Raw genomic sequence first — 22,811 nt, 5'->3', positions numbered from 1 at the left:
ATTGCCCGCCGAGCGCTGATAAACGCAACGTCCAAAAAACCAACAAGAAAGTGGAGACAGACCGTTCATGAAGACCCCGATCCGTTTTACCGCGCTGGCCCTGTCCATGTTGCTGGCCAGTGGTGTTGCCTCGGCCGCCGACCTGAAGATTGGCGTGACCATGTCCGCCTTTGATGACACCTTCCTGACCTACCTGCGTGAAGACATGGACAAGCAAGCCAAGTCCTATCCCAAGGGCGATGGTGTGCAATTGCAGTTTGAAGACGCTCGGGCCGATGTGGTCAAGCAACTGAGCCAGGTCGAGAACTTCATCAGCCAGAAGGTCGACGCGATTATCGTCAACCCGGTGGACACCGCCTCGACCGCCAACATCATCAAGGCCGCCACCGCTGCGAAAATCCCGCTGGTGTTCGTCAACCGCCGCCCGGATAGCCCAACCCTGGCCCCAGGCGTGGCAGCGGTGGTGTCCGATGACGTCGAGGCCGGCAAACTGCAAATGCAATACATCGCCGACAAACTCGGCGGCAAGGGCAACATTGTGATTCTGTTGGGCGACCTGGCGAACAACTCCACCACTAACCGTACCAAGGGCGTGAAGGAAGTCCTGACCAAGTACCCCGGCATCAAGATCGAACAGGAACAGACCGGTATCTGGTTGCGTGACAAGGGCATGACCCTGGTTAACGACTGGCTGACCCAGGGCCGCGATTTTGACGCGGTACTGGCCAACAATGACGAGATGGCCATTGGTGCATCCATGGCGCTGAAGTCGGCAGGCAAAAAAGGCGTGTTGATCGCCGGTGTCGACGGCACGCCGGACGGCCTTAATGCGATCACCAAGGGCGACATGACCGTGTCGGCCTTCCAGGATGCCAAGGGCCAGGCCGACAAGTCGGTGGAGACTGCGCGCAAGATGGCTAAAAACGAGCCCATCGAGCAGAACGTGGTGATCCCGTTCAAGCTGATCACGCCGGATAACGTCAAAGACTTCAAGTAGCCCTTCATAACAACAATAAGCAAGCAGGGCGGCCACGGTCGCTCTGCTGATGGAGTACCCGATATGCTTGCTCAAGCCACTGTCTCGCAGCCTCCCGGTCTCCAGCCCGCGCTGCTGGAAGAACCCTACCTGCTGGAAATCGTCAACATCAGCAAAGGCTTTCCCGGCGTTGTGGCCCTGGCCGATGTGCAACTGCGCGTGCGCCCAGGCTCGGTACTGGCGCTGATGGGCGAGAACGGTGCGGGCAAGTCGACGTTGATGAAAATCATCGCCGGCATCTACCAGCCCGACGCCGGGGAAATTCGTCTGCGCGGCAAGCCGATTGTGTTTGAAACACCGCTGGCGGCGCAGAAGGCCGGGATCGCGATGATCCACCAGGAACTCAACCTGATGCCGCACATGAGCATCGCCGAGAACATTTGGATCGGCCGCGAGCAGCTCAATAGCCTGCACATGGTCAACCACCGCGAAATGCACCGCTGCACCGCCGAGTTACTGGCCCGTTTGCGTATCAACCTGGACCCGGAAGAACACGTCGGCAACCTGAGCATCGCCGAGCGGCAGATGGTCGAGATTGCCAAGGCGGTGTCCTACGACTCCGACATCCTGATCATGGATGAACCGACTTCAGCCATTACCGAAAAGGAAGTGGCCCACCTGTTTTCGATCATTGCCGACCTCAAGTCCCAGGGTAAAGGCATCGTCTACATCACGCACAAAATGAACGAAGTGTTTGCCATCGCCGATGAAGTGGCGGTGTTTCGTGACGGCCAGTACATCGGCCTGCAGCGCGCTGACAGCATGAACAGCGACAGCCTGATCTCGATGATGGTCGGCCGCGAGCTGAGCCAGTTGTTCCCGGTGCGCGAGACACCCATCGGCGACTTGCTGCTGTCGGTGCGCGACTTGAGCCTGGACGGCGTGTTCAAGGACGTGTCGTTCGACCTGCATGCTGGTGAAATTCTCGGCATCGCCGGGCTGATGGGCTCGGGGCGCACCAACGTGGCAGAGACCATTTTCGGCATCACTCCAAGTTCCAGCGGCCAGATCACCCTTGACGGCAAAGCGGTGCGCATCACCGACCCGCACATGGCTATCGAGAAAGGCTTTGCGCTGTTGACCGAGGACCGCAAGCTCAGTGGCCTGTTCCCGTGCCTGTCGGTGCTGGAGAACATGGAGATGGCGGTGCTGCCGCATTACTCGGGTAACGGCTTTATCCAGCAAAAAGCCCTGCGCGTGCTGTGCGAAGACATGTGCAAGAAGCTGCGGGTGAAAACCCCGTCACTGGAGCAGTGCATCGACACTCTGTCCGGCGGCAACCAGCAAAAAGCCCTGTTGGCGCGCTGGTTGATGACCAACCCGCGCTTGCTGATCCTCGATGAGCCGACCCGTGGCATCGACGTTGGCGCCAAGGCCGAGATCTATCGCTTGATTTCCTTCCTCGCCAGCGAAGGCATGGCGGTGATCATGATTTCCTCCGAACTGCCGGAAGTGCTGGGCATGAGCGACAGGGTGATGGTGATGCATGAAGGCGAACTGATGGGCACCCTGGATCGCGCCGACGCGACCCAGGAAAAAGTCATGCAGCTGGCTTCCGGTATGACCGTAGTCCACTGACGAACCGCACAGAATAAGAAGGTAATTGGCTATGAACGCAATAACAGACAACAAGCCTGCCACGGCACCGGTCAAGCACCGTCGGCGTTTACCCACCGAGCTGAGTATCTTCCTGGTGTTGATCGGCATCGGCCTGGTGTTTGAGCTATTCGGCTGGATCGTGCGCGACCAGAGCTTCCTGATGAACTCCCAGCGCCTGGTGCTGATGATTCTGCAAGTGTCGATCATCGGCCTGCTGGCGATTGGCGTGACGCAGGTGATCATCACCACGGGTATCGATCTGTCTTCAGGCTCGGTGTTGGCGTTATCGGCGATGATTGCCGCCAGTTTGGCGCAAACCTCGGACTTTTCCCGGGCAGTGTTTCCCAGCCTGACCGACTTGCCGGTGTGGATTCCGGTGGCGATGGGCCTGGGTGTGGGGCTGCTGGCGGGGGCAATTAACGGCAGTATCATCGCGGTGACCGGCATTCCGCCGTTTATTGCGACCCTGGGCATGATGGTCTCGGCCCGTGGCCTGGCACGCTACTACACCGAAGGCCAGCCGGTGAGCATGCTCTCGGATTCGTACACCGCCATCGGCCATGGTGCGATGCCGGTGATTATCTTCCTGGTGGTGGCGGTGATCTTCCATATCGCCCTGCGCTACACCAAGTACGGCAAGTACACCTACGCCATCGGCGGCAACATGCAGGCGGCGCGCACCTCGGGCATCAACGTCAAGCGTCACCTGATCATCGTCTACAGCATCGCCGGTCTGCTGGCGGGCCTGGCCGGTGTGGTGGCCTCGGCGCGTGCCGCCACCGGCCAGGCCGGCATGGGCATGTCCTATGAGCTGGATGCGATTGCGGCGGCGGTGATCGGCGGCACCAGCCTGGCGGGCGGAGTAGGGCGCATCACCGGCACCGTGATCGGTGCGCTGATTCTCGGCGTGATGGCCAGCGGGTTTACCTTTGTGGGGGTGGATGCGTATATCCAGGACATCATCAAGGGGCTGATCATTGTGATTGCGGTGGTGATCGACCAGTATCGCAACAAGCGCAAGCTCAAGCGCTGATACCGATTAACGGGCAACACCTATCCAATGTGGGAGCTGGCTTGTTGTGGCGAGCAAGCTTGCTTGCGCTGGGGTGCGAAGCGCCCCTAAAAAGCCTGCTCCAGCCGCGCTGTCGAACGGGAGCAAGCTCCCTCGCCACAGCAAGCCAGCTCCCACAGCGAGTCTTTATCAGACCGTTCTAACCGTTTGTCTTCTATATAGCTCCACAGCACTGAATTTCTTGCTATAAACGCACTCCGATGACCGTTCGCCAAGCCCGTCCTGGTGCCTTTGGGGGTTAATTGGGAAAAAATGCCTGTCTTTTCAGTTGCTGAGCCTTCCAGTCGGCCTTAGACTGCCGCCCCTCGTAAATTGAGTGCCGGGTGGCGCTTGAAATGGACGGCGCCCTTCCGAGGCCTGCGAAGGTCTGCCGGAACGCTCCCTTATTCGCCTTAATGCACGTATTTTTTATAGAGAAATCAATGACAAAGGAAAAGTTGCTGGCCATGCCGGCGGATGACTACATGAATGCCGAACAGCACGCTTTTTTCGAGAAGTTGCTGCAAGACATGAAAGTGGAACACCACGAGCGCATTGAGCAGAACCGCATCGCCATCGAAAGCCTGGACACCCCGGCGGACCCGGCTGACGCTGCCTCTGTGGAAGAAGAGCGCACCTGGCTGGTAAACGCCATCGACCGCGACCAGCGCATGCTGCCGCAGCTTGAGCGTGCCCTGGAACGCATCAAGGAAGATTCTTTTGGCTGGTGCGATGACAGCGGCGAGCCTATCGGCCTCAAGCGCCTGCTGATCAGCCCGACCACCAAATACTGTATCGAAGCGCAAGAGCGTCACGAGCAGATCGACAAGCACCAGCGCCAGGCCTGATGCGCTGAAGTCGGGCATCGCAGCTGTGATGCCCGAAGAAACACCGGTTACGTCCCTGTCTATTGATCTGCTGCAAGCACCCCACGAAAGGCCCATGGATAATGGCCCAATAGTGGCGTTTAATGCAGCAACAATAACGACAAACAGTGGGGTAACGACGATGGCTGGAGACGGATCTCTGATGGGCGCAGCAGCGCCACCGCAAACGGTGGTGCGCGTGCTGCCCGGCTGGCTGACGCCGCTTATGCAGAGCACCGCGCTGGTGCTGGTCCTGCTGGGCCTGTCGTTTGCCGGCTTGCCGCTGTACCTGTGCCTGCCACTGGCCTTGCTGGTGATCTGGCTGCCTGCGCTCAAAGCCCGAGTGCCGCGTGTAGCGCCTGCCCAGGCGATTGATACGCTGGGTGAGCTGACTCGCGATCTTTCCTACACCACCAGTCATAACGCACTTTCCGCTGCCGGCGTGGCCTATTCGGTCAAGCAACTGGCCGCGCGCGTGCAATCGCAATTAGGCGCCGCCAAGCAAATTGTCAGCAGCGCCGAAGTGATGATCGGCACCGAGCAAGTCACCTCTCAACTCAGCCGGCAGGCCTTGGGCGCGGCCAGCCAGGCGCACCAGCGCAGTACTGAAGGGCGCGAAGTGTTGGCTCAATCGATCACTCGCATGCACCAACTGCGCCTGCGCGCCAATGCCAGCCGAGAGTTGATCGAGGCGCTGAGCCAGCGCAGTGAAGAGATTCAGCGCGTGACCCTGGTGATCCAGTCCATTGCCAGCCAGACCAACCTGCTCGCGCTGAACGCCGCCATTGAAGCGGCGCGCGCCGGTGAGCACGGGCGCGGCTTTGCCGTAGTGGCCGATGAAGTGCGTGGCCTGGCCGGGCGTACGGCCACGGCGACGGATGAGGTCGGCGTGATGGTCGCCGATATTCAACAACGCACCGCCCAGGTGGTGGAACAGATTCGCCAACTGTCCGCCGACTTGCACATCGGCGTCGAGCAGGTGGAGCAGGCGGGTGAGCAACTGGAAAATATCGCCAGCCTGGCAGCCGACGTAGAAGGGCAGGTCAATGAGATCGCCCAAGGCACCGACACCAACCGCGCGCAACTCGACAGCCTGTTCCACGCGGTAGAGCAGATGCGCAGCGATTTAACGGTGAGCGACCAGCAGACGCGGCAACTGGCCGAGGTCGCTGTGCAGATGGAAGGACAGGCTGAAACCATTAGTGAGCGCCTGGCTGAAGTCGGGCTGGATGACTATCACCAGCGCATCTACGACCTGGCTCGCGAAGGGGCGAGCCGTATTGGTGAGCAGTTCGAGGCTGACATCGTGCAAAACCGCATCAGCCTGGAAGACTTGTTCGACCGCAACTACACGCCGATCCCCAACACCCGGCCGAGCAAATACCACACGCGCTTTGATGGCTACACCGACCAAGTGCTGCCGACGATCCAGGAGGCATTGCTGCCGCGCCATGAGGGGCTGGTGTTCGCGATTGCCTGCACACCGCAGGGCTATGTGCCCACACACAACAAGGCGTTCTCCCACGCCCTGACCGGCGATGCACAGGTTGACGCCGTGCAGAACCGTACCAAACGCAAGTTCGACGACCGTACCGGCATTCGTTGTGGCAGCCATCAACAGGCAGTGCTGTTGCAGACCTATACCCGCGATACTGGCGAACTGATGCACGATTTGTCGGTGCCGATCATGGTTAAGGGGCGGCATTGGGGTGGCTTGCGCCTGGGCTATAAACCGGAAGGGGCCAAGGCTGGGCGTTAGGATTGTTACTGTTTATGCAATGGAGCTATTCCGGAGATAGCTTTTTCCACGTGGAATAAAACCGTAGCATGGCCAACATTGTTAGGTAGCTAACTAATGTGGCGGAGAAGCTCCATGCAAAACAAGGTCGATGTCGCCGTGATGATCGGCAGTGGTGTTCCCGAAACCCTGCGTGCGCTGGGCCAGAAAGCCTGTTGGGTGGTGTTGCTCAATGGCGAGCAACGCGGTACGGCATTCGCCAGCCGCAGTGAAGCCGAGGAGTGCAGAGCCGCCTGGCAGGCACTGATGCACCTGGAACAATCAGACAGCCTGCATTGAGGCGTGTTATTTAGACGGGTGCAGGCGCTGGTTCAGCTCATCCACCGGTATTGCCCATTCGGCGTCTTCGCGCAGTTCTTCTTTAAGAAACGCCGCTTGTTGCGCAGACCAGAAGGTTGCGTCGATCAGCTTCACGTCTTCAGGTAGCGGATGCGCGACGATAAAAGCATCGATGGCTTCAGGTGTTGAATCCAGACCGAGTTGATCAAACAGGGTTTCAAGCGTAGGGATTGGCGCGTCCATGGTGGGTTCTCCATGCAAGGTGAGGGATGTTGTGCATGTGAGGCCGGGGACGCGACAGAGTTCAGGATTTGCACAGGTCAGGAATTGAGTGCACCTGAATCCACCGCGGATTTCAGCGCCCTGGCGGCATCTTTGCCGGCAATGGCCGCAGCGTCGACGGTTTTGAACCAACGATCTTTTTCTACCTGATGCGTGGTGACCGTGGTCAGCGGTGGTTTAGCCCGCATAATGATCACCGCTTGAAACTCGCCATCTACTTCTCGCGCATCGCCATGGATGAAAAATTCGCCAATATCAAATTCCGTCACGTATAGCCTTCCCTTCAAGTTAACTGCATCAAGGTCACTGCACTGATGAACGCCGACACGCAAGGGGCAAACTTCAATGGACGGGCCAGTATGGCAGTTGTTGAAGGGCGACGGCGCAGTAAAGTCAGGCGGGTGACGAAACGATCGCAGCGTGAACCGCTTGCAGGTTGGCTTCAAGTTGTTGGGCTAATTCGCAAGCCTTGGAATGCGTGCTGCGAAAGCCTTTGATCCTGCCGCTGGTCACTTCAAGGATATGAAAGAAATTGCGTCCGGCCGGTACCACTTGGTAAAGAACGTAATTGGAGTACCCGTTGGGGTTATGTAAGCAGTAGTATTGGCGCTCGTCTGGACATGATGAACGAGTGCGCGATGACATAACGGCGTGTTGACGTGGTTGCATGCTCAGCTCCTGTCGATCGACCTTGTGGACTTACCAGCAGCGTTTCGAGTGGTTTTGAACCGGGTTGCTGTTTTAGTATTGTCGTCGGCAGCCAATACCTGGTTCCATTCCGGGTGTTATGTAATGTGTAGGCTGTCGGAAATCGCGTTTTTAACCGGGTTATTCTCTGAAGTGGGTCGGTCCGAGTTCTCGGGCTGCTGAACCTGTGATTTGCTGTGTCGCCTGATGACCTTGCATAAGGTCCATCGTGCATCTGTGTACTAGTCTTATGGCGTGGCAGCAGGTTTCTTCAGTTTTTTACGAATGTGTGATCGAGCCGTAACGGCCGTTTTTTTGTGCTGCCCGCTCTGGCGGTCAGCGCCTTTTTTGATGTGGGGGCGTTTCCTTGGCAGTCAGTAATCTGGATATGCACGCGTTATTCGTGCTGGGTGATTTGCGCGCAAAGTTGGTCAAGCAGTTTCAATCCCGTTTCGTTTACATCACTGAACAGACGCCGGAAGGCATTTACATCGCCGAGATCGATACTGAATCGGCGCTGGTCGTGGATGACAAACCGCGCCTGGAACTCAAGGTCGGCGACCATTTTCGTGCCGCCGTGTTGCCGAGCCGTGAAGGCGGCAAGTTCGAACTGAAGTTTCGCGACATCAAGTTGACGGTCTATGGCTTGGGCGATTACGCCTTTGTTTCGTCGACCGAAGGCCAGGGCATCGTGTTCAAGGAAGGCCACAGCGTGATGCTGGTGTTTGCCGCCAATGAACAATTGCAGGAAGGCTTGACCAAAACCCTCAAGGCCGTGACCGGCAAGGCCGCCAAGTGGCGCAAGGGTGAACTGGTGACGTTCAAGGCCAGTGAGTAACTGCTAAACGCCACGTGTATTCTTGCTGCTCCGGAACCTCTACTACAGTTGAGTTGACTTAACTATTCAGAGGCTTCGCGCATCCGCAGCAAAGCCGCCCGCTATGGCTGTGAAAATGCGAGGTGCAAAGGCATGAAAGGATTGAGAACCCTGGTGGTTGCGGCTGCGGCTGCGGCGTTGACGACCATGAGTCTGTCGTTGCCGGTATCGGCTGCGCAAACGCCGGTGCACTTTGCCGACCTGAACTGGGAAAGCGGTAGCCTGATCACCGAAGTGCTGCGCTTTATTGTCGAAAAGGGCTATGACCTGCCCACTGATACGTTGCCCGGTACCACCATCACGCTGGAAACCGCCCTGGCGAAAAACGACATCCAGGTGATCGGCGAAGAATGGGCCGGCCGCAGCCCGGTGTGGATCAAGGCCGAAGCCGAAGGCAAAGTCATCGGCCTGGGCGATACGGTCAAAGGCGCCACCGAAGGTTGGTGGGTGCCGGAATACGTGGTCAAGGGCGACCCGGCCAAAGGCCTCAAGCCGTTGGCGCCGGACCTCAAGACCGTGCAGGACCTGGCGCGTTACAAGGACGTGTTCAAAGACCCGGAGTCGCCCGGCAAGGGGCGTTTTCTTAACAGCCCGATCGGCTGGACCTCGGAAGTGGTCAACGCGCAGAAGCTCAAGGCGTATGGCCTGAACGACAGCTATGTGAACTTTCGCAGCGGCTCGGGTGCGGCGCTGGATGCGGAGATCGCGTCGTCGATCCGTCGTGGCAAGCCGGTGCTGTTCTACTACTGGTCGCCAACGCCCTTGATGGGCCGTTACAAGCTGATCCAGCTGGAAGAACCGCCATTTGACGCCGATGCCTGGAAGACCCTGACCGATGCAGACAACCCCAACCCACGGCCGACGCGCTCGTTGGCGTCAAAGCTGAGCATCGGTGTGTCGACACCGTTCCAGCAAGCGCAGCCGCAGATTGCCGAGTTCTTTACCAAGGTGCAGTTTCCGATTGAGCCATTGAATAAAGCCTTGGCGGCGATGAGCGAAAATCACACGGCGCCGCGTGACGTGGCGCAAGTGTTCCTCAAGGAACACCCTGAAGTGTGGAAGGCGTGGTTGACGCCGCAGGTGGCGCAGAAGGTTGAGGCGAGCCTGAAGTAACCTTCAATGTGGGAGCCGGGCGTGCCCGCGATGGCGGTGTGACAGTCAACTTATACAGGACTGACACACCGCCATCGCGGGCAAGCCCGGCTCCCACATTTGGTTCTCTATTCCAGGTTTAGAATCGGGTTTGTACGGCCAACTCAAACGTCCGTGGCGCGCCCAAATAGTAAGCCGGCGACACATGCGCAAACTCGGCATACACCTCATTGGTCAGGTTACGTACCCGCCCGGTCACCGAGGTATGTGAATCCACTTTGTAACGCAGGAACGTGCCGAACAGCGTGTAGGCCGGCACCGTCTGGGTATTGGCATTATCGGCATACACCTGGGCCACATACCGCGCATCCATACCGCCTTGCCAGTCCTCGGCAACGTCATACGTCAGCCATACGTTGCCCACGCGCTTGGGCACGTTGGTGGGCGTATTGCCCTGGCGCGATACCACTGCGCCGCTGGCGATTTTCTCGTTGAAGTCATCGTACTCGGCGTCCACCCAGGCAAAGTTGCCTTCGGCCAGCAGCCGTGGCGTGATGCGTAACGAACTGGCCAACTCGATGCCCTTGGAGGTCTGCGCACCCACCGGAATGCTGTTGTTCGGGTCCAGCGGGTCGGTGACGGCAAAGTCCTTGCGCTCGATCCTGTAGGCGGCGACGGTGGCCGAACCGCGACCGTCGAGGTAGTCGAACTTGCTGCCGACTTCCCACTGTTTGCCGGTCGACACGTCGAACACTTGAGTGGTGGTGGAAGGTTGCTCCGCTGCGGTGCTGTATTGCACATACACATTGGCCGATGGGATGAACTGATACGTCAGGCCCACGCGGCCGGTGACCGGCTCCCAACTGCGCTTGAAGTGCCGTGGGTTGGTGGCGGTGATCACGCGATGGTTAGTCACATCCAGGTCGATGGCGTCGTAACGCAGTCCTGTGAGCAGCGAGAGTTTATCAGTGAGGCCCAAGCGGTTTTCCACAAACAAGGCTTTGGTGGTGACCTCGTTGGTCTTGTCTTTGATAAAACCTGGCCGGGTGCCCGGAATGTCGTAGAAGTGCCCGGGGTTGTAGGCATTCGGGTCCACCGTGCTGTTACCTGGCACATTCAGCGGGTTGTTGGTGGTGCTGTTGACCTTGTACTCGAAGCCGCCGGACCAGGTGGTTGACAGGCCGAACACGCTGTCGTCATGGCGCAGCTCGAACTGGTTGCCGTGCTGTTCGCCTTGATGGCGTACCTGGTAGGCGGTCGAGCGGTTCACCGCGCTGTTGTCGGCGTTGTACTGGTAGGTTTCCAGGTTGCGGTAGTCACGCTGGCTGTCCAGGTGATACAGGGTGTTTTTCAGTGTGGTGCTGTCGTTGATCCGGTAGTCGATGATCGAACGCATCCAGATCGTGCGTTGCTCGTAACGACCATCGGCGACGTTGTAGTTGTTGAAGCGGTTGTGCTTGTCGATTTTCAACTCACCAGCCTTGGGGTTGAGCACCGGCGTGCCCCAATACGGGCTGTCCTCATGTTCATCCTGGTATTCCAGGGCCAGGGTGTGGGACAGGTTGGGGGTGAGGTCACTGAGCAAGGAGAACGCCAGGCTCCAGGCATCGCGCTGGTCGCGGTCGATGTAACTGTGGTTGGTGTTGCGGCTGACATCCAGGCGCGCGTAGTGCTGCACCTCGGCGCCGGGTTCGGTCAGGGCATGGTTGAGGCCAAAGGCCATGCCGGCAGTGTCGTAGCTGCCATAGGTGAGCTGGCCTTCGGCGGCTTGTTCCTCGCGTGTGGCCAGCTTGGTCACGTAGTTCAGCGAGCCGCCCACTGAGCCGGCGCCGTTGATCAGGGAGGAGGGGCCGCCGACCAGCTCAACCCGGTCATAGATCCACGCATCCACCGGCCGCGCCAGGCCGGTGGCGACGTTGATGCCGTTGAACATCTGGGTGATCTGGCTGCTGGTAAAACCACGATAGGACACAAACCCGCCAAACCCCGGCGGCGCACTGGCGTTGACGCCGGGCAAGGTGTTGGCCGCATCGCGGAAGGTCTTGGCGCCATGGCGCTCAATGTCGTTGCGGTTGGCAATGGCCACCGACGCCGGGGTTTCGCGCACGCTTAAACCCAGGCGTGACGCCGTGCCGCTGGATTGGTCCAGGGCCAGGCCCGGTTCGCTGGTTTGTTCGCCATCAATGGTGGTGGGGGCCAGCTCGAGCGCCCAGCCACAGACAGGCAGGCAGCCGAACAGGCCCGCCAACAAGGGTAAATGTTTCATGGTTGAATCCTGAAAATCTTGGCTTGAAAACAACGCACAGTCCTCCGCAGTCCTAAAGGGAGCGGTGGTCGATGCAGATCAGAAAGCGCAGGGATCAGGCGAAAACGGGAGGCGCACGCGGGTTGGCCGTGGGCCAGGTGAAGCGGGCAGGAATATCAGCGGCAAGCACCACCGCTGGCGGCGGCGCGTGCGGTTGGGGCAACACCGCCACATTGAGGCTGGAACTGAGTGCCGGGCCCATGCCGCCGGTCGAACACAACGGGCAGCCGAACGCCTTGGACAGCGTTGGCAGCTTCTCGTCGGTGGAGTTGTTCTGTGCCGGCGCCTGGGTGCGCGGGTCTACCGTACAAAACTGGCCGCCGATGCCGTTGAGCTGCATGCCCAGCATCTGCCCATGTCCAATACTGCACGCGAACACATTGAACAGGACGCAGCAATACAGCATCCAGGCAATGAGTGAGCGGTCGGCACGGGCGATTTTCATGGGGCGGCACTTTACCATCAGCCGCCGACGAAATGCCTACAAAAAATCTCAGGCCGACTATCCTCATTCGCACATTTAAGGGAGCGCCTGCCATGAGCTTTTTCGTCGCACGCTGGATCGTCGCGATTTTTACCTGCATCAGCATGGTGCATCTGTACTGGGCCGCCGGCGGCAAGCTCGGCAGCCTGGCCGCCATCCCCGAATTGCCCGGCGAGTTCGCCCAGGGGCCACGGCCTGCGTTCAAACCGTCGGCACTGGGCACGTTTCTGGTGGCGATGGGCTTGGTGGCGATTGCGTTGCTGGTGTGCCTGCGGGCCGGGTTGTATTTTTCGCCGGTGTCCCACGGCGCGCTGCAATGGGGCATCAGTGCGATTGCCTTGGTGATGTTCGCCAGGGCGATTGGCGATTCGGAACTGGTGGGTTTTTTCAAGAAAGTGAGCGGGTCACGATTTGCCCGTTTGGACACCTATTTTTATTCACCCTTGTGCCTGGTATTGGGCGCGGGTTTATTGATCGTGGCGTGGAACTGATAACAAAGCACACAAAAACCACATAGCCAACAAAACCCACTTGACACGCCCCCAGGCTCGGGCGTTTATTGACGTACCCACCGGACTCATGTGCAGACGGCCCAGGATACTCAATGAACACAGACCTCTTGATGCCCACTGTGATCGACGCTGCCGAGGCCATTCGCGCGGGCACGCTGTCTGCGGTACACCTGGTCGAGCAAAGCCTGCACGCAATCGAAACCCACAATCCCACACTCAATGCGTTTGGCGACGTGTACGCCGACTCGGCATTGGCGCAAGCGCAGATGCTGACCGAAGAAGCCCGGGCAGGGCAGTTGCGTGGCCCGCTGCACGGCGTGCCTTTTGGTATCAAGGACCTGTTTTCCACCGCCGGCCTGCGCACCACCCGAGGCTCGTTGACCGGCCTTGAGCATGTGCCCAGCCAGGATGCGCCGATCATTCGCCGCCTCAAGGACGCCGGTGCAATCATCCTCGGCAAAACCGCCACCACTGAATTCGGCTGGACCGGCGCCAGTACCTCGCGTGTGTTCGGCAACGGTCGCAACCCCTGGAACCCACAGCTCACCAGCGGTGGTTCCAGCTCCGGCTCGGCGATTGCCGTGGCGGCACGCATGGTGCCGGGCACGCTGGGTTCCGATGGCGGTGGGTCGGTGCGCATTCCGGCCGCGTTCTGCGGGGCGTTTGCCATGAAAGGTTCACTGGGCCGCATTCCGACCTGGCCTTGGTCGGCCACCGAAATGCTCAGCCATGCCGGGCCGATCACGCGCACGGTGCGCGACAGCGCTTTGTTGTTCGACATCCTTTCCGGGCCGGATCCGTTGGATCATCAGGCCTTGCCCGCATTGACCGAATCCTGCCTGGCGCGCTGCGACCAGCCACTGGGGCCGCTGCGGGTGGCGTATTGCCCGACATTGTTCAACACCCCGGTCGACCCGGTCATTGCCGCTAGCGTCGAAGCCGCCGTGTACAACCTGGCGGAACGCTTGCCGGTCACCGTGACCACCTTGACGCTGGACTGGCAGGACCCACTCGCCACATTCGAAACCTTGTGGGTCGGCGGACGCGGCATTGCCTACGGCAAAGCCCTGGCGGATCGCCTCGACCAACTGGACCCAGGCTTTGCCGCGCTGATCCAGCGCGCGGGCGATTACGACCTCGGTGACTACCTCAAGGCCGTGCAACAACGGGCGCACTTCGCCAACCAGGTGCACGCGCTGTTCAACGACTATGACGTGTTGCTGCTGCCCACCCTGCCAACCCTGCCGTTCGCCGCCGACCAGGTCGCGCCCGAAGGCTGGCCGGGCGCGGACGGCGCGGTGCCCTGGGCACGTTGGACGCCCTTTACCTACCCGTTCAATATCACCGGCAACCCCGCTGCGAGCCTGCCTTGCGGCTTCAGCCCGAGCGGCTTGCCGATTGGTTTGCAAGTGGTCGGCCCGCGCTTTGCCGACGCCCAGGTGTTGCAGTTCTGCGCCGCAGTAGAAGCCATTGCGCCTTGGGACCAGCACCTGCCGCCGCTGTTGTTGTAGTGCCTGATTGCCCCGTGGAGCCGGCTCGTTAGAGGCCTGCCCTGGACAGATCCTTTTGTAGTGTTTCTGCCCTTTCACACCCCGATGAGTGAGAGGTAAACGTGACCCGATCAATCGCCGTCAGTCGTCCTTTGCCCCCCGCCGGACCGGTGCATGCCGCGTACCGTGGTGGGCGCAAAGCGCGCGATACTGACGGCTCGAATTTGCCTTGGAATGCATCCTTTATGCTCAATCAGCCGCGTCTCGACGAAATCATGCTCATGCTCACCCAACATCAGCGCGTCAAGGCGTCGGACCTGGCGCAAGCGCTGTTCGTCAGCGAAGAAACAATTCGCCGCGACTTCAAATACCTGGAGGAGGCCGGCAAGTTGCGTCGCATCCATGGCGGCGCGATCTTGCCCAGGCTGAACGAAGAACAACCGCTGCAAGTGCGCACCCGCATCAAGGCCCAGGCCAAGACCCGCATGGCAGTCTGTGGTGCCAAACTGGTCAGCGAGGGCATGGTGCTGTTTCTCGATACCGGCACCTCGACCCTGGCCCTGGCCCAGCAATTGATTGGTTTCAGCCAGTTGCGGATCATCACCAACTCGCTGGACATCGCCCAGTTGATCACCCAGCAAAGCAGTAATCAGGTGCTGGTGGTGCCCGGCGATGTGCGCCGTAATGACAATGCGCTGATCGGCGCACACACCCTGGAATTCGTCCGGCAGTTTCACTACGACATCGCCTTTATGGGCATCGGCGCGGTGGACCTGCAGTTGGGCTTCATGGACTACCAGGAACCCGAGGCGCTGCTGCGCCGCACCCTGACCCAACACTGCCTGCGCAGCGTCATCCTCGCGGACGACGCCAAGTTCGGCCATCGCACGTTCATCAACACACTGCCGTTCAGCGCCATCACCACTTTGGTCACCAATCGCCCTCCGTCCGCGGAGTTTGCGACCTGCCTGGAGCACGCCCATGTCGACATCCTTTACCCCTGAGTGGCTGTCTCCCAGTGAGGCGGACGTCGAGGCCTTCGAGACGCTGTTTCGCGACAGCTCAGCCATCGGTGCGACACCGGCAGGTGGTTTGCACCGCCTGGCCGCATCGGCCGAAGACGGTGCGGTGCGCGACCTGTTCAGCGCGTGGCTGCGTGAACGCGGTTTCGAAGTGCACGTAGACGCCATCGGCAATCTGTTCGGGCTGATCACCTTCAACCCGGACGCCCCCTATGTGCTGTGCGGCTCGCACTTGGACAGCCAGCCCAGCGCGGGGCGTTTCGACGGTATCTATGGGGTGTTGGCTGGCGCAGTCGCCATCTCCAGCCTGGCGCGCCAACTGCACGAGCGCGGCGAAACCCCGGCGTGCAACCTGGCGGTGGTGAACTGGACCAACGAAGAAGGCGCGCGCTTTCAACCCAGCCTGATCGGCAGCAGCGTGTTTACCGGCGACCTGGCCCTGCACGAAGCCTGGGAATGCCGCGATGGCGACGGCATTCGTCTCAAGGATGCGCTGCAAGCGATCGGCTATCTGGGGGACGGCCTGGTTGAACTGGATGTGGCCGGTTATGTGGAAATCCACGTTGAACAAAGCGACGGTCTGGAAAGCCAAGGCCTGGACATCGGCGTAGTGCGTGAAACCTGGGCGGCGCTCAAGCAGCGTATCCGTTTCGACGGCGAACAGAACCACACCGGCCCAACCCCGATGGCCGCCCGCAAAGATGCCTTGCTCGCGGCGGCGCATGCGATAACCACCGTGCGCGCCGAAGCGGACGTGCACGGGCTGCAGTTTCACAGCTCGGTAGGGCGCCTGGAAATTTACCCCAACTCGCCGAACGTGGTGCCCTCGCGCGTCACCTTGCATGTGGAGTACCGCTCGCCGGACACAGCATTGCTGGCGGTTGCCGGTTATCGGCTGGATGCCAGCCTCAAGGCCGTCGCTGCATCGACCGCCACCACATACGAAGTCGAAAGCCGCGCCCTGCGTGCGCCCATCGCGTTACACCATGGTTTTGCCGAATTGGCCTACGGCGTCGGTCAACAACTGGGGCTGGCGGTCGGCAACACTGTCACGGTCTCCGGCCACGACGCCATCAGCCTCGGCCGGCATTACCCGGCGTGCCTGTTGTTCATTCCGAGCAGCAACGGCGTGTCCCATAACGAGGCGGAACTCACCCATGACCGCGACATGCGCACCGGCCTGCAGATGCTGACCGCGCTGCTGCATTGCGCCTGTACTTCCCCCAACGCTTACCGGTGAGGGACGCCATGTCCAACTGTTCCTACGCACTGTCGCGCCTGATGGGCGCCCTGGAGTCCGCCGGCCTGTCTGCCCATGTCGAGGTCTCGGACGGCACTGCCGGTATCGCCTCGCCGATACGCCTGGCCACCGAGTGGACCGGCTTTCACCTCACGGCGCCCTGGGGCCAGTGCTACGCCAAAGTGCTGCACGACGATATGCGTGCGCTGATCGACATCGAGCGCACCGGCCGCGCCACCCAACTGGCGGCTGACTGTGACGTGACCCCTGGCGTGCGCCTGGTGGATGTGGCCGCCGGCGTGCTGCTGCTGGATGCCTTGCCGGCCCACGAGTGGCGTTGGGCGCGGCTCGATGAGTTACTGCAACCCCAGCGCCTGCAAGCGCTGTGGGCCTTGAAGCGGCAGTTGCACGTCGGCACCTCACCAGGCTTCAACCGTTCGCCGTTGCAGGATATCCAGCACCTGCGTGAGCTGTGCAGCCGTGACGGCGTGGGCCTGCCCGCTGATCATGGGTGGATTGAAACCTGCATCGATCTGGCCTGGACCGCGCTGCAATTGAGCCCTGGCACCTGCGTGCCCTTGCACGGCGACGGGCTGGCGAGCAATGTGATGATCGGCCCCGGCGGCGCGTTGCAATTGATCGACTTCGACTACGCTGGTTGCTTTGACCCGTGGTACGACGTGGCCGTCAGCCTCAACGAGTTGTATGCCTTTGAAAGCCAGTGGCGTGACGGCATCAAGGCCTGGGCCGGTGAGTGTCGCGAGTGCGATTACGCCCGCTGCCGCCTCTATGCGCTGATCAATGATTGGTATTGGACGCTGTGGGGCTTGTGGGTCGGCGCGACCTCAACGCGGCCCCTGGAGTTCTCCAAGGTGGGGCAGTGGACCTTGCTGCGCTGCCGGCAGAGCTTGCAAGACCCGCGATTTGAAAGTTGGTTACGGCAGGTACAGGAGGGGCAGGCATGAAAGCAATGGGTGAGGCCTGTACGCCTCAAGAATGCCAACTGGAGGCGGCAGTGCGCGGCGTACGCGATTGGAGCGGTTCGGGCATTCGTTACGAGCCGGTCAGCGGCGGGATCTCCAACAGCAACTGGCGGGTCGAGGTCAGCGGGCTCAACACCGCCTACTTCTTCAAAGTGCCCGGCGCCGGCACCGAGATGTTTATCGACCGGCGCACCGCCCATGACGCCAGCGTCAAGGCCGCGCAAACCGGCTATGGTGCGCCGGTGTTTGCCTTCCTCGAAGAGTTTGGCGTTGAAGTTTTCGAGTTTATGGAAGGCTGGCGCGCCTCTTCGAATCAGGACTTTCTCGACCGCGATGTGCGCCATAACGCCCTGCATGCGCTGAAAGCGTTCAACGACCAGTCGCCGCTGTGCCAGACCAAAACCGTGTTCGACATGATTGCCGAGCATCAGCGCCAGGTCGAAGAACTGCAGGGCTGCACGCCCAGCGATGATGCCTGGCTGCGTCGCCAATGTGACCGGGCGCGTGGCGCGTTGCAAGCGTCGGGCATCGACCTGGCGCCGTGCATGAACGACACGCTGGCGGGTAATTTCATGCTCAATGACCGCCGCCAGATTCGCCTGGTGGACTTTGAGTACGCCTCCAATAACGACCGTCATTACGAGCTGGCGCTGTGGTTTGGCGAGATGTTCTTCACCGACGAAATGGAACTGGCGCTGATCGAAGATTATTTCGGCCAGGTCACCCCGCAACGGCTGGCGCGGATCAAGTTGCACAAGGCCCTGGCCGACATCAAATGGTCGACCTGGGCGATGGTCCAGCACGCGGTGTCGCAGTTGGATTTCGACTTCTACAAATACGGTGCCTGGAAGCACATGCGCGCACGTAGCGTGATCAATGATTCGCAATGGGAAACCTGGCTAAGACAGGCCTGAGCCTGCGCCAGCACAATAACGACGAGTCACCCTGTAGCTCCTTTGGCGCTGGTTTGCGCTGACGTTTCACTGCTTGATTTTTTGATTGATCACACAACAAACCGATCCAGAAATTCAAGGAGCACCCTCCATCATGAAACCCGCAAGCGCGTCACCCGCACGCCTGAGAAACCAGATCTTTGGCGCCTACTTCTTCCTGTTGTTGATGCTGGCGTTGTTCCCGCCGTTTTATTTGAGCGTGAGTGGCAGTCGCGCCTTGGTGGTAGGCATCCCGCTGCCGATTTTCTATTGGATCGCCATTGCCGTACTCGCCGCGCTAGGGGTGTGGGGGTTGTATCTGGCCGAGCTCAAGGCCGGTGACATTCCTGACGAGGAGGGCGTGTGATGATCAGCACCAGCAGCGATGCCCACTTGTTCATTACCTTCGGTGTGATCGGCCTGTTCCTGGCCGGGATGATCGCCGTGCTCTATGCCACCAACCGCGAAAGCACCAGTTTTTCCGACTACGCCGTTGGCGGGCGCTCTTACGGGCCGTGGTATATCGCCATGTGCTACACCAACTCCTGGTGGCCGGGCTCGACCTTCACCGCGTTTTTTGCCCTGAGCGTCGGCGGCGCCCTGGGTTTCTACGGCATGGTCTATGCGACCCTGGGCGTGACCGCGATGTACCTGATGGCCAGCCGCGCCTGGACCTGGGGCAAACGCTTCAACCTGCGCACCCAGCCGGACCTGCTGGGCATGCGCTTCGACAGCCCGGCGGTAAAACGGGTCGCCTCGATTATCGGCATCATCTCGGTGTTTCCATGGGTGGTGATGGGCATCCAGGCCCTGGCGATGCTGTTCCAGTTCGCCAGCTTCGGCCGTTGGGGCGTCACCACCTGCCTGTTTGCAGGCGTGGCGGTGGTACTGATCCGCCAATACTGGACCGTGAGCATGGGCATGCGCGGGTTGATCATGACCGATATGTTCCAGGGCCTGATCGCCTACGTGGTGTGCGCCGGGGTCTGCGTGTTCCTGCTGTTCGGCGATCAGGCAGCGTTTTCCAACCTCTCGCAATTACCGGAAAAAATGCTGCAAATTCCCGGCGCCGCCGGCACCGGTTATGGCCCGATGTACATGTTCAGCCTGATCTTCACCGGCGTGATCGGCTCGATGTGCTGGCCGATGAGCTTCCAGCGCATCTACACCGCCAGCGGCGTGCGCGCGGTGAAAAAGGGCACGCTGTACACCATGCTGTTGGTGGGCGGGTTCTACGGCATTCTCATGCTGTTCGCCGCCGCCATCAGCCAGGACCCCAACGTGCTGGCCCACCCGCAACAAGGCTGGTTCCTCTCGCTGTTCGACATTGGCGGGCCATGGCTGCTGGCGCTGGCCATCGTCATCGTACTGGCCGCCAGCATCGGCCACGTCGACGGCTGCGTGCAGGTCTGCGGCACCCAGTTTGCCAACGACCTGGCCACCTGGAACACCCCACGCACCGACCGCCAACTCACCTTACTGGCCAAGGCCGGCATGGTGGTGTTTATCGTCGCCGCCTCGGTGCTGGCCTACCTGACCTTTGATTATTCGCGCCTGCAATTACTGGCGCAGATCTCCTACCAGGGCATCATTCAACTGGCCGTGCCGCTGTTCTTCGGCATTTTCAGTCGCCGTGGCAACAAACAGGGCGCTATTGCCGGCATGTTGGCGGGGATTATGGTGGCGATTGTACTGACCACGCTGTACCCGGATGACATTCCAGCGCTTGGGTCGTTGACCAGCGGGATTGTGGGGCTGGTGGTGAATGCTGCGATTTTTGTGGTGTGCGCGCTGATGATCAAGCCGAGCGCGGTGGAGCAAGCGCGGGTGGAGGGGTTGTTTGAGATGGCCGCGAGTGGGCGTGGGGTGCAGGTGGGGGCTGCGCCGGTTATGAGTTGAAAATGGATCGGGGCTGCGGTGAGTGGCCCCGGTTTGAGCGTGTGACTTATGTGGACTAAATATGTGTTGGGTAAAGTTGAATTGCGGTAGCGCTGAGTTCAACAAATCCTGATTTCTGAGGTATGGGACCGTCCAACTCAATTAGGATTATTGAATCACCGAGCTTTAATGCTACACATCCTTCTTCGTCAGCTTGGACCAGCTCGGCGGTTATTTGGATGAGGCTGTTCTCCATTTTGATTTTTGAAGATTTTTCAGCGGTTGGCTTCACGTTTATATTCCATGAGAAAACCTCCTCAAAATCAAACTCAACGTCGATAATTTCACCGATTTTTGGCGCAGTATCGCTCCATAGTGCAGTGCCATCTCCGAAGGGTGAATGGAATTTTACGTGCAATACGTTCAGATAGGAAAATGTATCGATCACTACAATTTTCATGTTTTTTCCGAGTGGGAGATTGCCGGTTTTCGTGTGAGTGTTTTGGTAATGATTCGATTTTCTTACATTCGGCATCAACCCTGTCTGTTTAGCACTGTAGTCGTTTGCAGTTACGATAAAAATGGGTTCGTCATAAAAATAAAGCTGTTACTAGCGCTGTTTGCAGCTTGGTTGTGCTACTACCTGTGCCAATACATGTGATGGTTTAAAAAAAGAAATACAGCCCGGTGTTGTTGTCAATTGCCAGTTTGTTGAGTTTGATTATTTTTCTTGCCAGCTCTTGGTTTTCGGGTATTGAATGATTTTCTAGTATATATAGTGATTTTTTGAGGTCTTCATTGGTGTTGATGCTCTCGTCTTCATAATCGTCGATCATCTTTCCAAGCGAATTGTTGATTTTGTCGATAACGCCTGATCCCATTAACTGCTGATATTCTGTATGGGTCAGGGGGCAATTCGCCAATAACGAGATTGGGCAATCGTCAGTGTCTAATAGAATCATCGCTTCTTTAGTCAAAGGCGTGCAGATAAGTTTCACTTTTCTATACTCTTGTTGAAGTGAGTGGCTTCGTTGTATTCACTCTGTGTTCTGCCCATTTGCTTTCCCGAAGGGGATAATTTGTTGTTTGGTACTATGCCTTCCAGACTGAGATAGCGTCTTGATCCCGGGAGTGAAGGGTCGTGTATTCTAAAGTATCCACCACTTAAATCTTCTACTATTTCAATGCCGTCAGATGGGTTTTTATATATTTTTTTACCTTTGTGCGTCGTTGTAGTAACTGGGTTTGAGCCCGCAAATTTGATGATACTTTCATTTAGATCGGCCGTTTTCCAGTTGCCTGAGTATTTGGCCGCCCGTTGTGCGCCCCCTGTTTGGGGTAGTTCAACATCTCCTTCGTCTGTTTTGGCGAACTTGGGTGGACTGCTAGCTGCAACAGCTGGATCACAGTTGCCTGCGCCAGGGCAAGTATTTAGCCCCAGCGGATCCACCCACCCCGTAGGGTTGGGCACATACTGGTACGCGTTAATCCCACCCGCCAGCTTCACCGGATCCGGCGTCAGGTAACGACCAATATCTGGATTGTAGTAGCGATGGCGGTTGTAGTGCAGCCCGCTTTCCGCATCGAAATATTGGCCCTGGAAGCGCAACGGGTTGTCGATTTTTCTGACGTCTAGGCGGGCGATTTCACCGTAGGCGCGGTAGTGCGCGGACCAGACGATTTCGCCTTCGGGGTTTGTCAGTTCCTGTGGCGTGCCGAGGTGGTCGAGTTGGTAGTGAAAGGGCTTTGTTTCTTGTGGGCCAAAGCCTTCCAGCAGTACCAACGGGCGAAAACTATCTGGCTCGTAGATATAGCTGCGATGCCGATCCGCGTGCTGTTCAGCTACCAGCTTGTCGCCTTGCCAGAAAAACTCCGTGGTTTTCCCGTCCACCGTTTTGCTGATCCGCCGCCCAAACGGGTCGTAGCGGTAGCTGGCGGTTTGCCCGTTGGGTTGGGTAATGCCAATCAACCGATGCTGGCAGTCGTAGCGGTACTCGGTGACGAGCTGATGACCCTTGCCACGCCGCTGGCGGATCAAATTGCCGAAGGCGTCGTAGTCGTAGTGATGATCGCCCTGAATCATCAACCGGTTCCCCGCCACGATGTCCGGGCCGGGGCGGTCTTGCATGAGCAGGTTGCCGGCCGGGTCGTGGCCGAAGCGTTCCTGCACGTCTTGCGAGTGGTCGGCGCGGGTCAGGCGGGCGAGGGGGTCGTAGTGGTAGTGGTGTTCGCCTTTGCGGGTGTCGAGCAGGCGGGCGAGGTTGCCGGTGGTGTCGTAGTCGTATTGGCGTTGGTAAAGGGTGTGTTGCTGTTGGCTGACGGCGTGGGCGTGCAGGCGGTTTTGGTCGTCGTAGTGGTAGTGACTGAGGAGCTGGCCCTGCTGGCGTTGGTGTTCGCG

24 protein-coding genes are annotated in these 22,811 nt (G+C 59.2%); 16 read left to right on the top strand and 8 right to left on the bottom strand.

Annotated features, from left to right (window positions below; translation table 11 throughout):
* Positions 1 to 67: 67 nt before the first annotated feature.
* The 6 genes from GIW48_RS26855 (at position 68) to GIW48_RS26830 (ending at position 6,629) form a co-directional block, all read left to right on the top strand.
* Entirely contained in the window at positions 68 to 997 is a 930-nt protein-coding gene (locus GIW48_RS26855) for a sugar ABC transporter substrate-binding protein (protein WP_099550124.1), read from the top strand.
* A 63-nt stretch (positions 998 to 1,060) separates the two neighbouring features.
* Positions 1,061 to 2,614 (top strand): sugar ABC transporter ATP-binding protein, encoded by a 1,554-nt coding sequence (locus GIW48_RS26850; RefSeq protein ID WP_017136426.1) that lies wholly within the window; start codon positions 1,061 to 1,063, stop codon positions 2,612 to 2,614.
* A gap of 31 nt (positions 2,615 to 2,645) precedes the next feature.
* Positions 2,646 to 3,668: an ABC transporter permease gene (locus GIW48_RS26845; RefSeq protein ID WP_026013640.1), complete on the top strand. Its 1,023-nt coding sequence runs from the start codon at positions 2,646 to 2,648 to the stop codon at positions 3,666 to 3,668.
* A 461-nt stretch (positions 3,669 to 4,129) separates the two neighbouring features.
* Positions 4,130 to 4,534 carry a TraR/DksA family transcriptional regulator gene (locus tag GIW48_RS26840; protein ID WP_003191666.1) on the top strand — a complete coding sequence of 135 codons (405 nt, stop codon included), beginning with the start codon at positions 4,130 to 4,132 and terminating at the stop codon, positions 4,532 to 4,534.
* A gap of 28 nt (positions 4,535 to 4,562) precedes the next feature.
* The gene (locus tag GIW48_RS26835; protein WP_442963433.1) at positions 4,563 to 6,311 is read left to right on the top strand and encodes a methyl-accepting chemotaxis protein; all 1,749 of its coding nucleotides are present in this window, start codon (positions 4,563 to 4,565) and stop codon (positions 6,309 to 6,311) included.
* Positions 6,312 to 6,425: 114 nt separating this feature from the next.
* On the top strand, positions 6,426 to 6,629 hold the full coding sequence (locus tag GIW48_RS26830; RefSeq protein WP_017136429.1) for a hypothetical protein: 204 nt from the start codon (positions 6,426 to 6,428) through the stop codon (positions 6,627 to 6,629).
* Positions 6,630 to 6,635: 6 nt separating this feature from the next.
* Here GIW48_RS26830 and GIW48_RS26825 read toward each other — a convergent pair whose 3' ends face one another.
* From GIW48_RS26825 to GIW48_RS26815, 3 genes are all read right to left on the bottom strand, one after another.
* Entirely contained in the window at positions 6,636 to 6,872 is a 237-nt protein-coding gene (locus GIW48_RS26825) for a DUF2789 domain-containing protein (RefSeq protein WP_176991919.1), read from the bottom strand.
* Positions 6,873 to 6,949: 77 nt separating this feature from the next.
* On the bottom strand, positions 6,950 to 7,180 hold the full coding sequence (locus GIW48_RS26820) for a hypothetical protein (RefSeq protein ID WP_026013642.1): 231 nt from the start codon (positions 7,178 to 7,180) through the stop codon (positions 6,950 to 6,952).
* A gap of 124 nt (positions 7,181 to 7,304) precedes the next feature.
* Positions 7,305 to 7,580 carry a hypothetical protein gene (locus GIW48_RS26815; protein ID WP_017136432.1) on the bottom strand — a complete coding sequence of 92 codons (276 nt, stop codon included), beginning with the start codon at positions 7,578 to 7,580 and terminating at the stop codon, positions 7,305 to 7,307.
* A 406-nt stretch (positions 7,581 to 7,986) separates the two neighbouring features.
* On the opposite strand from GIW48_RS26815, the gene GIW48_RS26810 reads away from it, so the two are divergent.
* Together GIW48_RS26810 and GIW48_RS26805 are read left to right on the top strand one after the other, a co-directional pair.
* A complete protein-coding gene (locus GIW48_RS26810) occupies positions 7,987 to 8,436 on the top strand; it encodes a hypothetical protein (protein ID WP_050547738.1) in 450 nt (149 codons plus the stop codon).
* A gap of 132 nt (positions 8,437 to 8,568) precedes the next feature.
* Positions 8,569 to 9,588: an ABC transporter substrate-binding protein gene (locus tag GIW48_RS26805; RefSeq protein WP_017136434.1), complete on the top strand. Its 1,020-nt coding sequence runs from the start codon at positions 8,569 to 8,571 to the stop codon at positions 9,586 to 9,588.
* A 118-nt stretch (positions 9,589 to 9,706) separates the two neighbouring features.
* On the opposite strand, the gene GIW48_RS26800 is transcribed toward GIW48_RS26805, so the two are convergent.
* The gene (locus GIW48_RS26800; protein WP_236461571.1) at positions 9,707 to 11,833 is read right to left on the bottom strand and encodes a TonB-dependent receptor; all 2,127 of its coding nucleotides are present in this window, start codon (positions 11,831 to 11,833) and stop codon (positions 9,707 to 9,709) included.
* Positions 11,834 to 11,927: 94 nt separating this feature from the next.
* Positions 11,928 to 12,317 carry a DUF2946 domain-containing protein gene (locus GIW48_RS26795; RefSeq protein WP_169987729.1) on the bottom strand — a complete coding sequence of 130 codons (390 nt, stop codon included), beginning with the start codon at positions 12,315 to 12,317 and terminating at the stop codon, positions 11,928 to 11,930.
* A 92-nt stretch (positions 12,318 to 12,409) separates the two neighbouring features.
* On the opposite strand from GIW48_RS26795, the gene GIW48_RS26790 reads away from it, so the two are divergent.
* From GIW48_RS26790 to GIW48_RS26755, 8 genes are all read left to right on the top strand, one after another.
* The gene (locus GIW48_RS26790) at positions 12,410 to 12,847 is read left to right on the top strand and encodes a DUF3995 domain-containing protein (protein WP_017134614.1); all 438 of its coding nucleotides are present in this window, start codon (positions 12,410 to 12,412) and stop codon (positions 12,845 to 12,847) included.
* A gap of 131 nt (positions 12,848 to 12,978) precedes the next feature.
* Positions 12,979 to 14,379, top strand: coding sequence for an amidase (locus GIW48_RS26785; RefSeq protein ID WP_236461579.1), 1,401 nt, complete (start codon positions 12,979 to 12,981; stop codon positions 14,377 to 14,379).
* Between the two features lie 224 nt (positions 14,380 to 14,603).
* Positions 14,604 to 15,362 carry a DeoR/GlpR family DNA-binding transcription regulator gene (locus GIW48_RS26780; protein WP_138452364.1) on the top strand — a complete coding sequence of 253 codons (759 nt, stop codon included), beginning with the start codon at positions 14,604 to 14,606 and terminating at the stop codon, positions 15,360 to 15,362.
* Complete coding sequence (locus GIW48_RS26775) at positions 15,340 to 16,620, top strand: M20 family metallo-hydrolase (RefSeq protein ID WP_236461573.1); 1,281 nt, start codon at positions 15,340 to 15,342, stop codon at positions 16,618 to 16,620. Before GIW48_RS26780 ends, GIW48_RS26775 begins: the two co-directional genes overlap by 23 nt.
* Before the next feature lie 8 nt (positions 16,621 to 16,628).
* A complete protein-coding gene (locus tag GIW48_RS26770; protein ID WP_017134610.1) occupies positions 16,629 to 17,585 on the top strand; it encodes a phosphotransferase family protein in 957 nt (318 codons plus the stop codon).
* Positions 17,582 to 18,517, top strand: coding sequence for a choline kinase family protein (locus GIW48_RS26765; RefSeq protein WP_099550118.1), 936 nt, complete (start codon positions 17,582 to 17,584; stop codon positions 18,515 to 18,517). Before GIW48_RS26770 ends, GIW48_RS26765 begins: the two co-directional genes overlap by 4 nt.
* A 133-nt stretch (positions 18,518 to 18,650) precedes the next feature.
* Positions 18,651 to 18,902 carry a hypothetical protein gene (locus tag GIW48_RS26760; RefSeq protein ID WP_017134608.1) on the top strand — a complete coding sequence of 84 codons (252 nt, stop codon included), beginning with the start codon at positions 18,651 to 18,653 and terminating at the stop codon, positions 18,900 to 18,902.
* Positions 18,902 to 20,434 carry a sodium:solute symporter family protein gene (locus GIW48_RS26755; RefSeq protein WP_176991917.1) on the top strand — a complete coding sequence of 511 codons (1,533 nt, stop codon included), beginning with the start codon at positions 18,902 to 18,904 and terminating at the stop codon, positions 20,432 to 20,434. Before GIW48_RS26760 ends, GIW48_RS26755 begins: the two co-directional genes overlap by 1 nt.
* Positions 20,435 to 20,489: 55 nt before the next feature.
* Here GIW48_RS26755 and GIW48_RS26750 read toward each other — a convergent pair whose 3' ends face one another.
* From GIW48_RS26750 to GIW48_RS26740, 3 genes are all read right to left on the bottom strand, one after another.
* Positions 20,490 to 20,873, bottom strand: coding sequence for a hypothetical protein (locus GIW48_RS26750; RefSeq protein ID WP_017134606.1), 384 nt, complete (start codon positions 20,871 to 20,873; stop codon positions 20,490 to 20,492).
* A gap of 205 nt (positions 20,874 to 21,078) precedes the next feature.
* Positions 21,079 to 21,411 (bottom strand): hypothetical protein, encoded by a 333-nt coding sequence (locus GIW48_RS26745; protein WP_170040098.1) that lies wholly within the window; start codon positions 21,409 to 21,411, stop codon positions 21,079 to 21,081.
* On the bottom strand, positions 21,408 to 22,811 hold a 1,404-nt coding region (locus GIW48_RS26740; RefSeq protein ID WP_236472942.1), incomplete at its 5' end, for an RHS repeat domain-containing protein. The genes GIW48_RS26745 and GIW48_RS26740, both read right to left, overlap by 4 nt.

The organism is Pseudomonas sp. PA-6-3C, from assembly GCF_021605825.1.
Taxonomy (GTDB): Bacteria; Pseudomonadota; Gammaproteobacteria; order Pseudomonadales; family Pseudomonadaceae; genus Aquipseudomonas; species Aquipseudomonas edaphica.
The sequence above is the reverse complement of the archived record's forward strand: the minus strand, read 5'-3'. Positions and strand labels throughout refer to the sequence as shown.

Excerpts from the sequence above, each read along its gene's own strand:
- GIW48_RS26850 (WP_017136426.1), top strand. The coding sequence starts at position 1,061 with ATGCTTGCTCAAGCCACTGTCTCGCAGCCTCCCGGTCTCCAGCCCGCG.
- GIW48_RS26810 (WP_050547738.1), top strand. The coding sequence starts at position 7,987 with ATGCACGCGTTATTCGTGCTGGGTGATTTGCGCGCAAAGTTGGTCAAG.
- GIW48_RS26855 (WP_099550124.1), top strand. The coding sequence starts at position 68 with ATGAAGACCCCGATCCGTTTTACCGCGCTGGCCCTGTCCATGTTGCTG.
- GIW48_RS26755 (WP_176991917.1), top strand. The coding sequence starts at position 18,902 with ATGATCAGCACCAGCAGCGATGCCCACTTGTTCATTACCTTCGGTGTG.
- GIW48_RS26785 (WP_236461579.1), top strand. The coding sequence starts at position 12,979 with ATGCCCACTGTGATCGACGCTGCCGAGGCCATTCGCGCGGGCACGCTG.
- GIW48_RS26780 (WP_138452364.1), top strand. The coding sequence starts at position 14,604 with ATGCTCAATCAGCCGCGTCTCGACGAAATCATGCTCATGCTCACCCAA.
- GIW48_RS26770 (WP_017134610.1), top strand. The coding sequence starts at position 16,629 with ATGTCCAACTGTTCCTACGCACTGTCGCGCCTGATGGGCGCCCTGGAG.
- GIW48_RS26775 (WP_236461573.1), top strand. The coding sequence starts at position 15,340 with ATGTCGACATCCTTTACCCCTGAGTGGCTGTCTCCCAGTGAGGCGGAC.
- GIW48_RS26795 (WP_169987729.1), bottom strand. The coding sequence starts at position 12,317 with ATGAAAATCGCCCGTGCCGACCGCTCACTCATTGCCTGGATGCTGTAT.
- GIW48_RS26835 (WP_442963433.1), top strand. The coding sequence starts at position 4,563 with ATGCCCGAAGAAACACCGGTTACGTCCCTGTCTATTGATCTGCTGCAA.
- GIW48_RS26805 (WP_017136434.1), top strand. The coding sequence starts at position 8,569 with ATGAAAGGATTGAGAACCCTGGTGGTTGCGGCTGCGGCTGCGGCGTTG.
- GIW48_RS26830 (WP_017136429.1), top strand. The coding sequence starts at position 6,426 with ATGCAAAACAAGGTCGATGTCGCCGTGATGATCGGCAGTGGTGTTCCC.
- GIW48_RS26815 (WP_017136432.1), bottom strand. The coding sequence starts at position 7,580 with ATGCAACCACGTCAACACGCCGTTATGTCATCGCGCACTCGTTCATCA.
- GIW48_RS26825 (WP_176991919.1), bottom strand. The coding sequence starts at position 6,872 with ATGGACGCGCCAATCCCTACGCTTGAAACCCTGTTTGATCAACTCGGT.
- GIW48_RS26760 (WP_017134608.1), top strand. The coding sequence starts at position 18,651 with ATGAAACCCGCAAGCGCGTCACCCGCACGCCTGAGAAACCAGATCTTT.
- GIW48_RS26750 (WP_017134606.1), bottom strand. The coding sequence starts at position 20,873 with ATGAAAATTGTAGTGATCGATACATTTTCCTATCTGAACGTATTGCAC.
- GIW48_RS26840 (WP_003191666.1), top strand. The coding sequence starts at position 4,130 with ATGACAAAGGAAAAGTTGCTGGCCATGCCGGCGGATGACTACATGAAT.
- GIW48_RS26800 (WP_236461571.1), bottom strand. The coding sequence starts at position 11,833 with ATGAAACATTTACCCTTGTTGGCGGGCCTGTTCGGCTGCCTGCCTGTC.
- GIW48_RS26765 (WP_099550118.1), top strand. The coding sequence starts at position 17,582 with ATGAAAGCAATGGGTGAGGCCTGTACGCCTCAAGAATGCCAACTGGAG.
- GIW48_RS26845 (WP_026013640.1), top strand. The coding sequence starts at position 2,646 with ATGAACGCAATAACAGACAACAAGCCTGCCACGGCACCGGTCAAGCAC.
- GIW48_RS26790 (WP_017134614.1), top strand. The coding sequence starts at position 12,410 with ATGAGCTTTTTCGTCGCACGCTGGATCGTCGCGATTTTTACCTGCATC.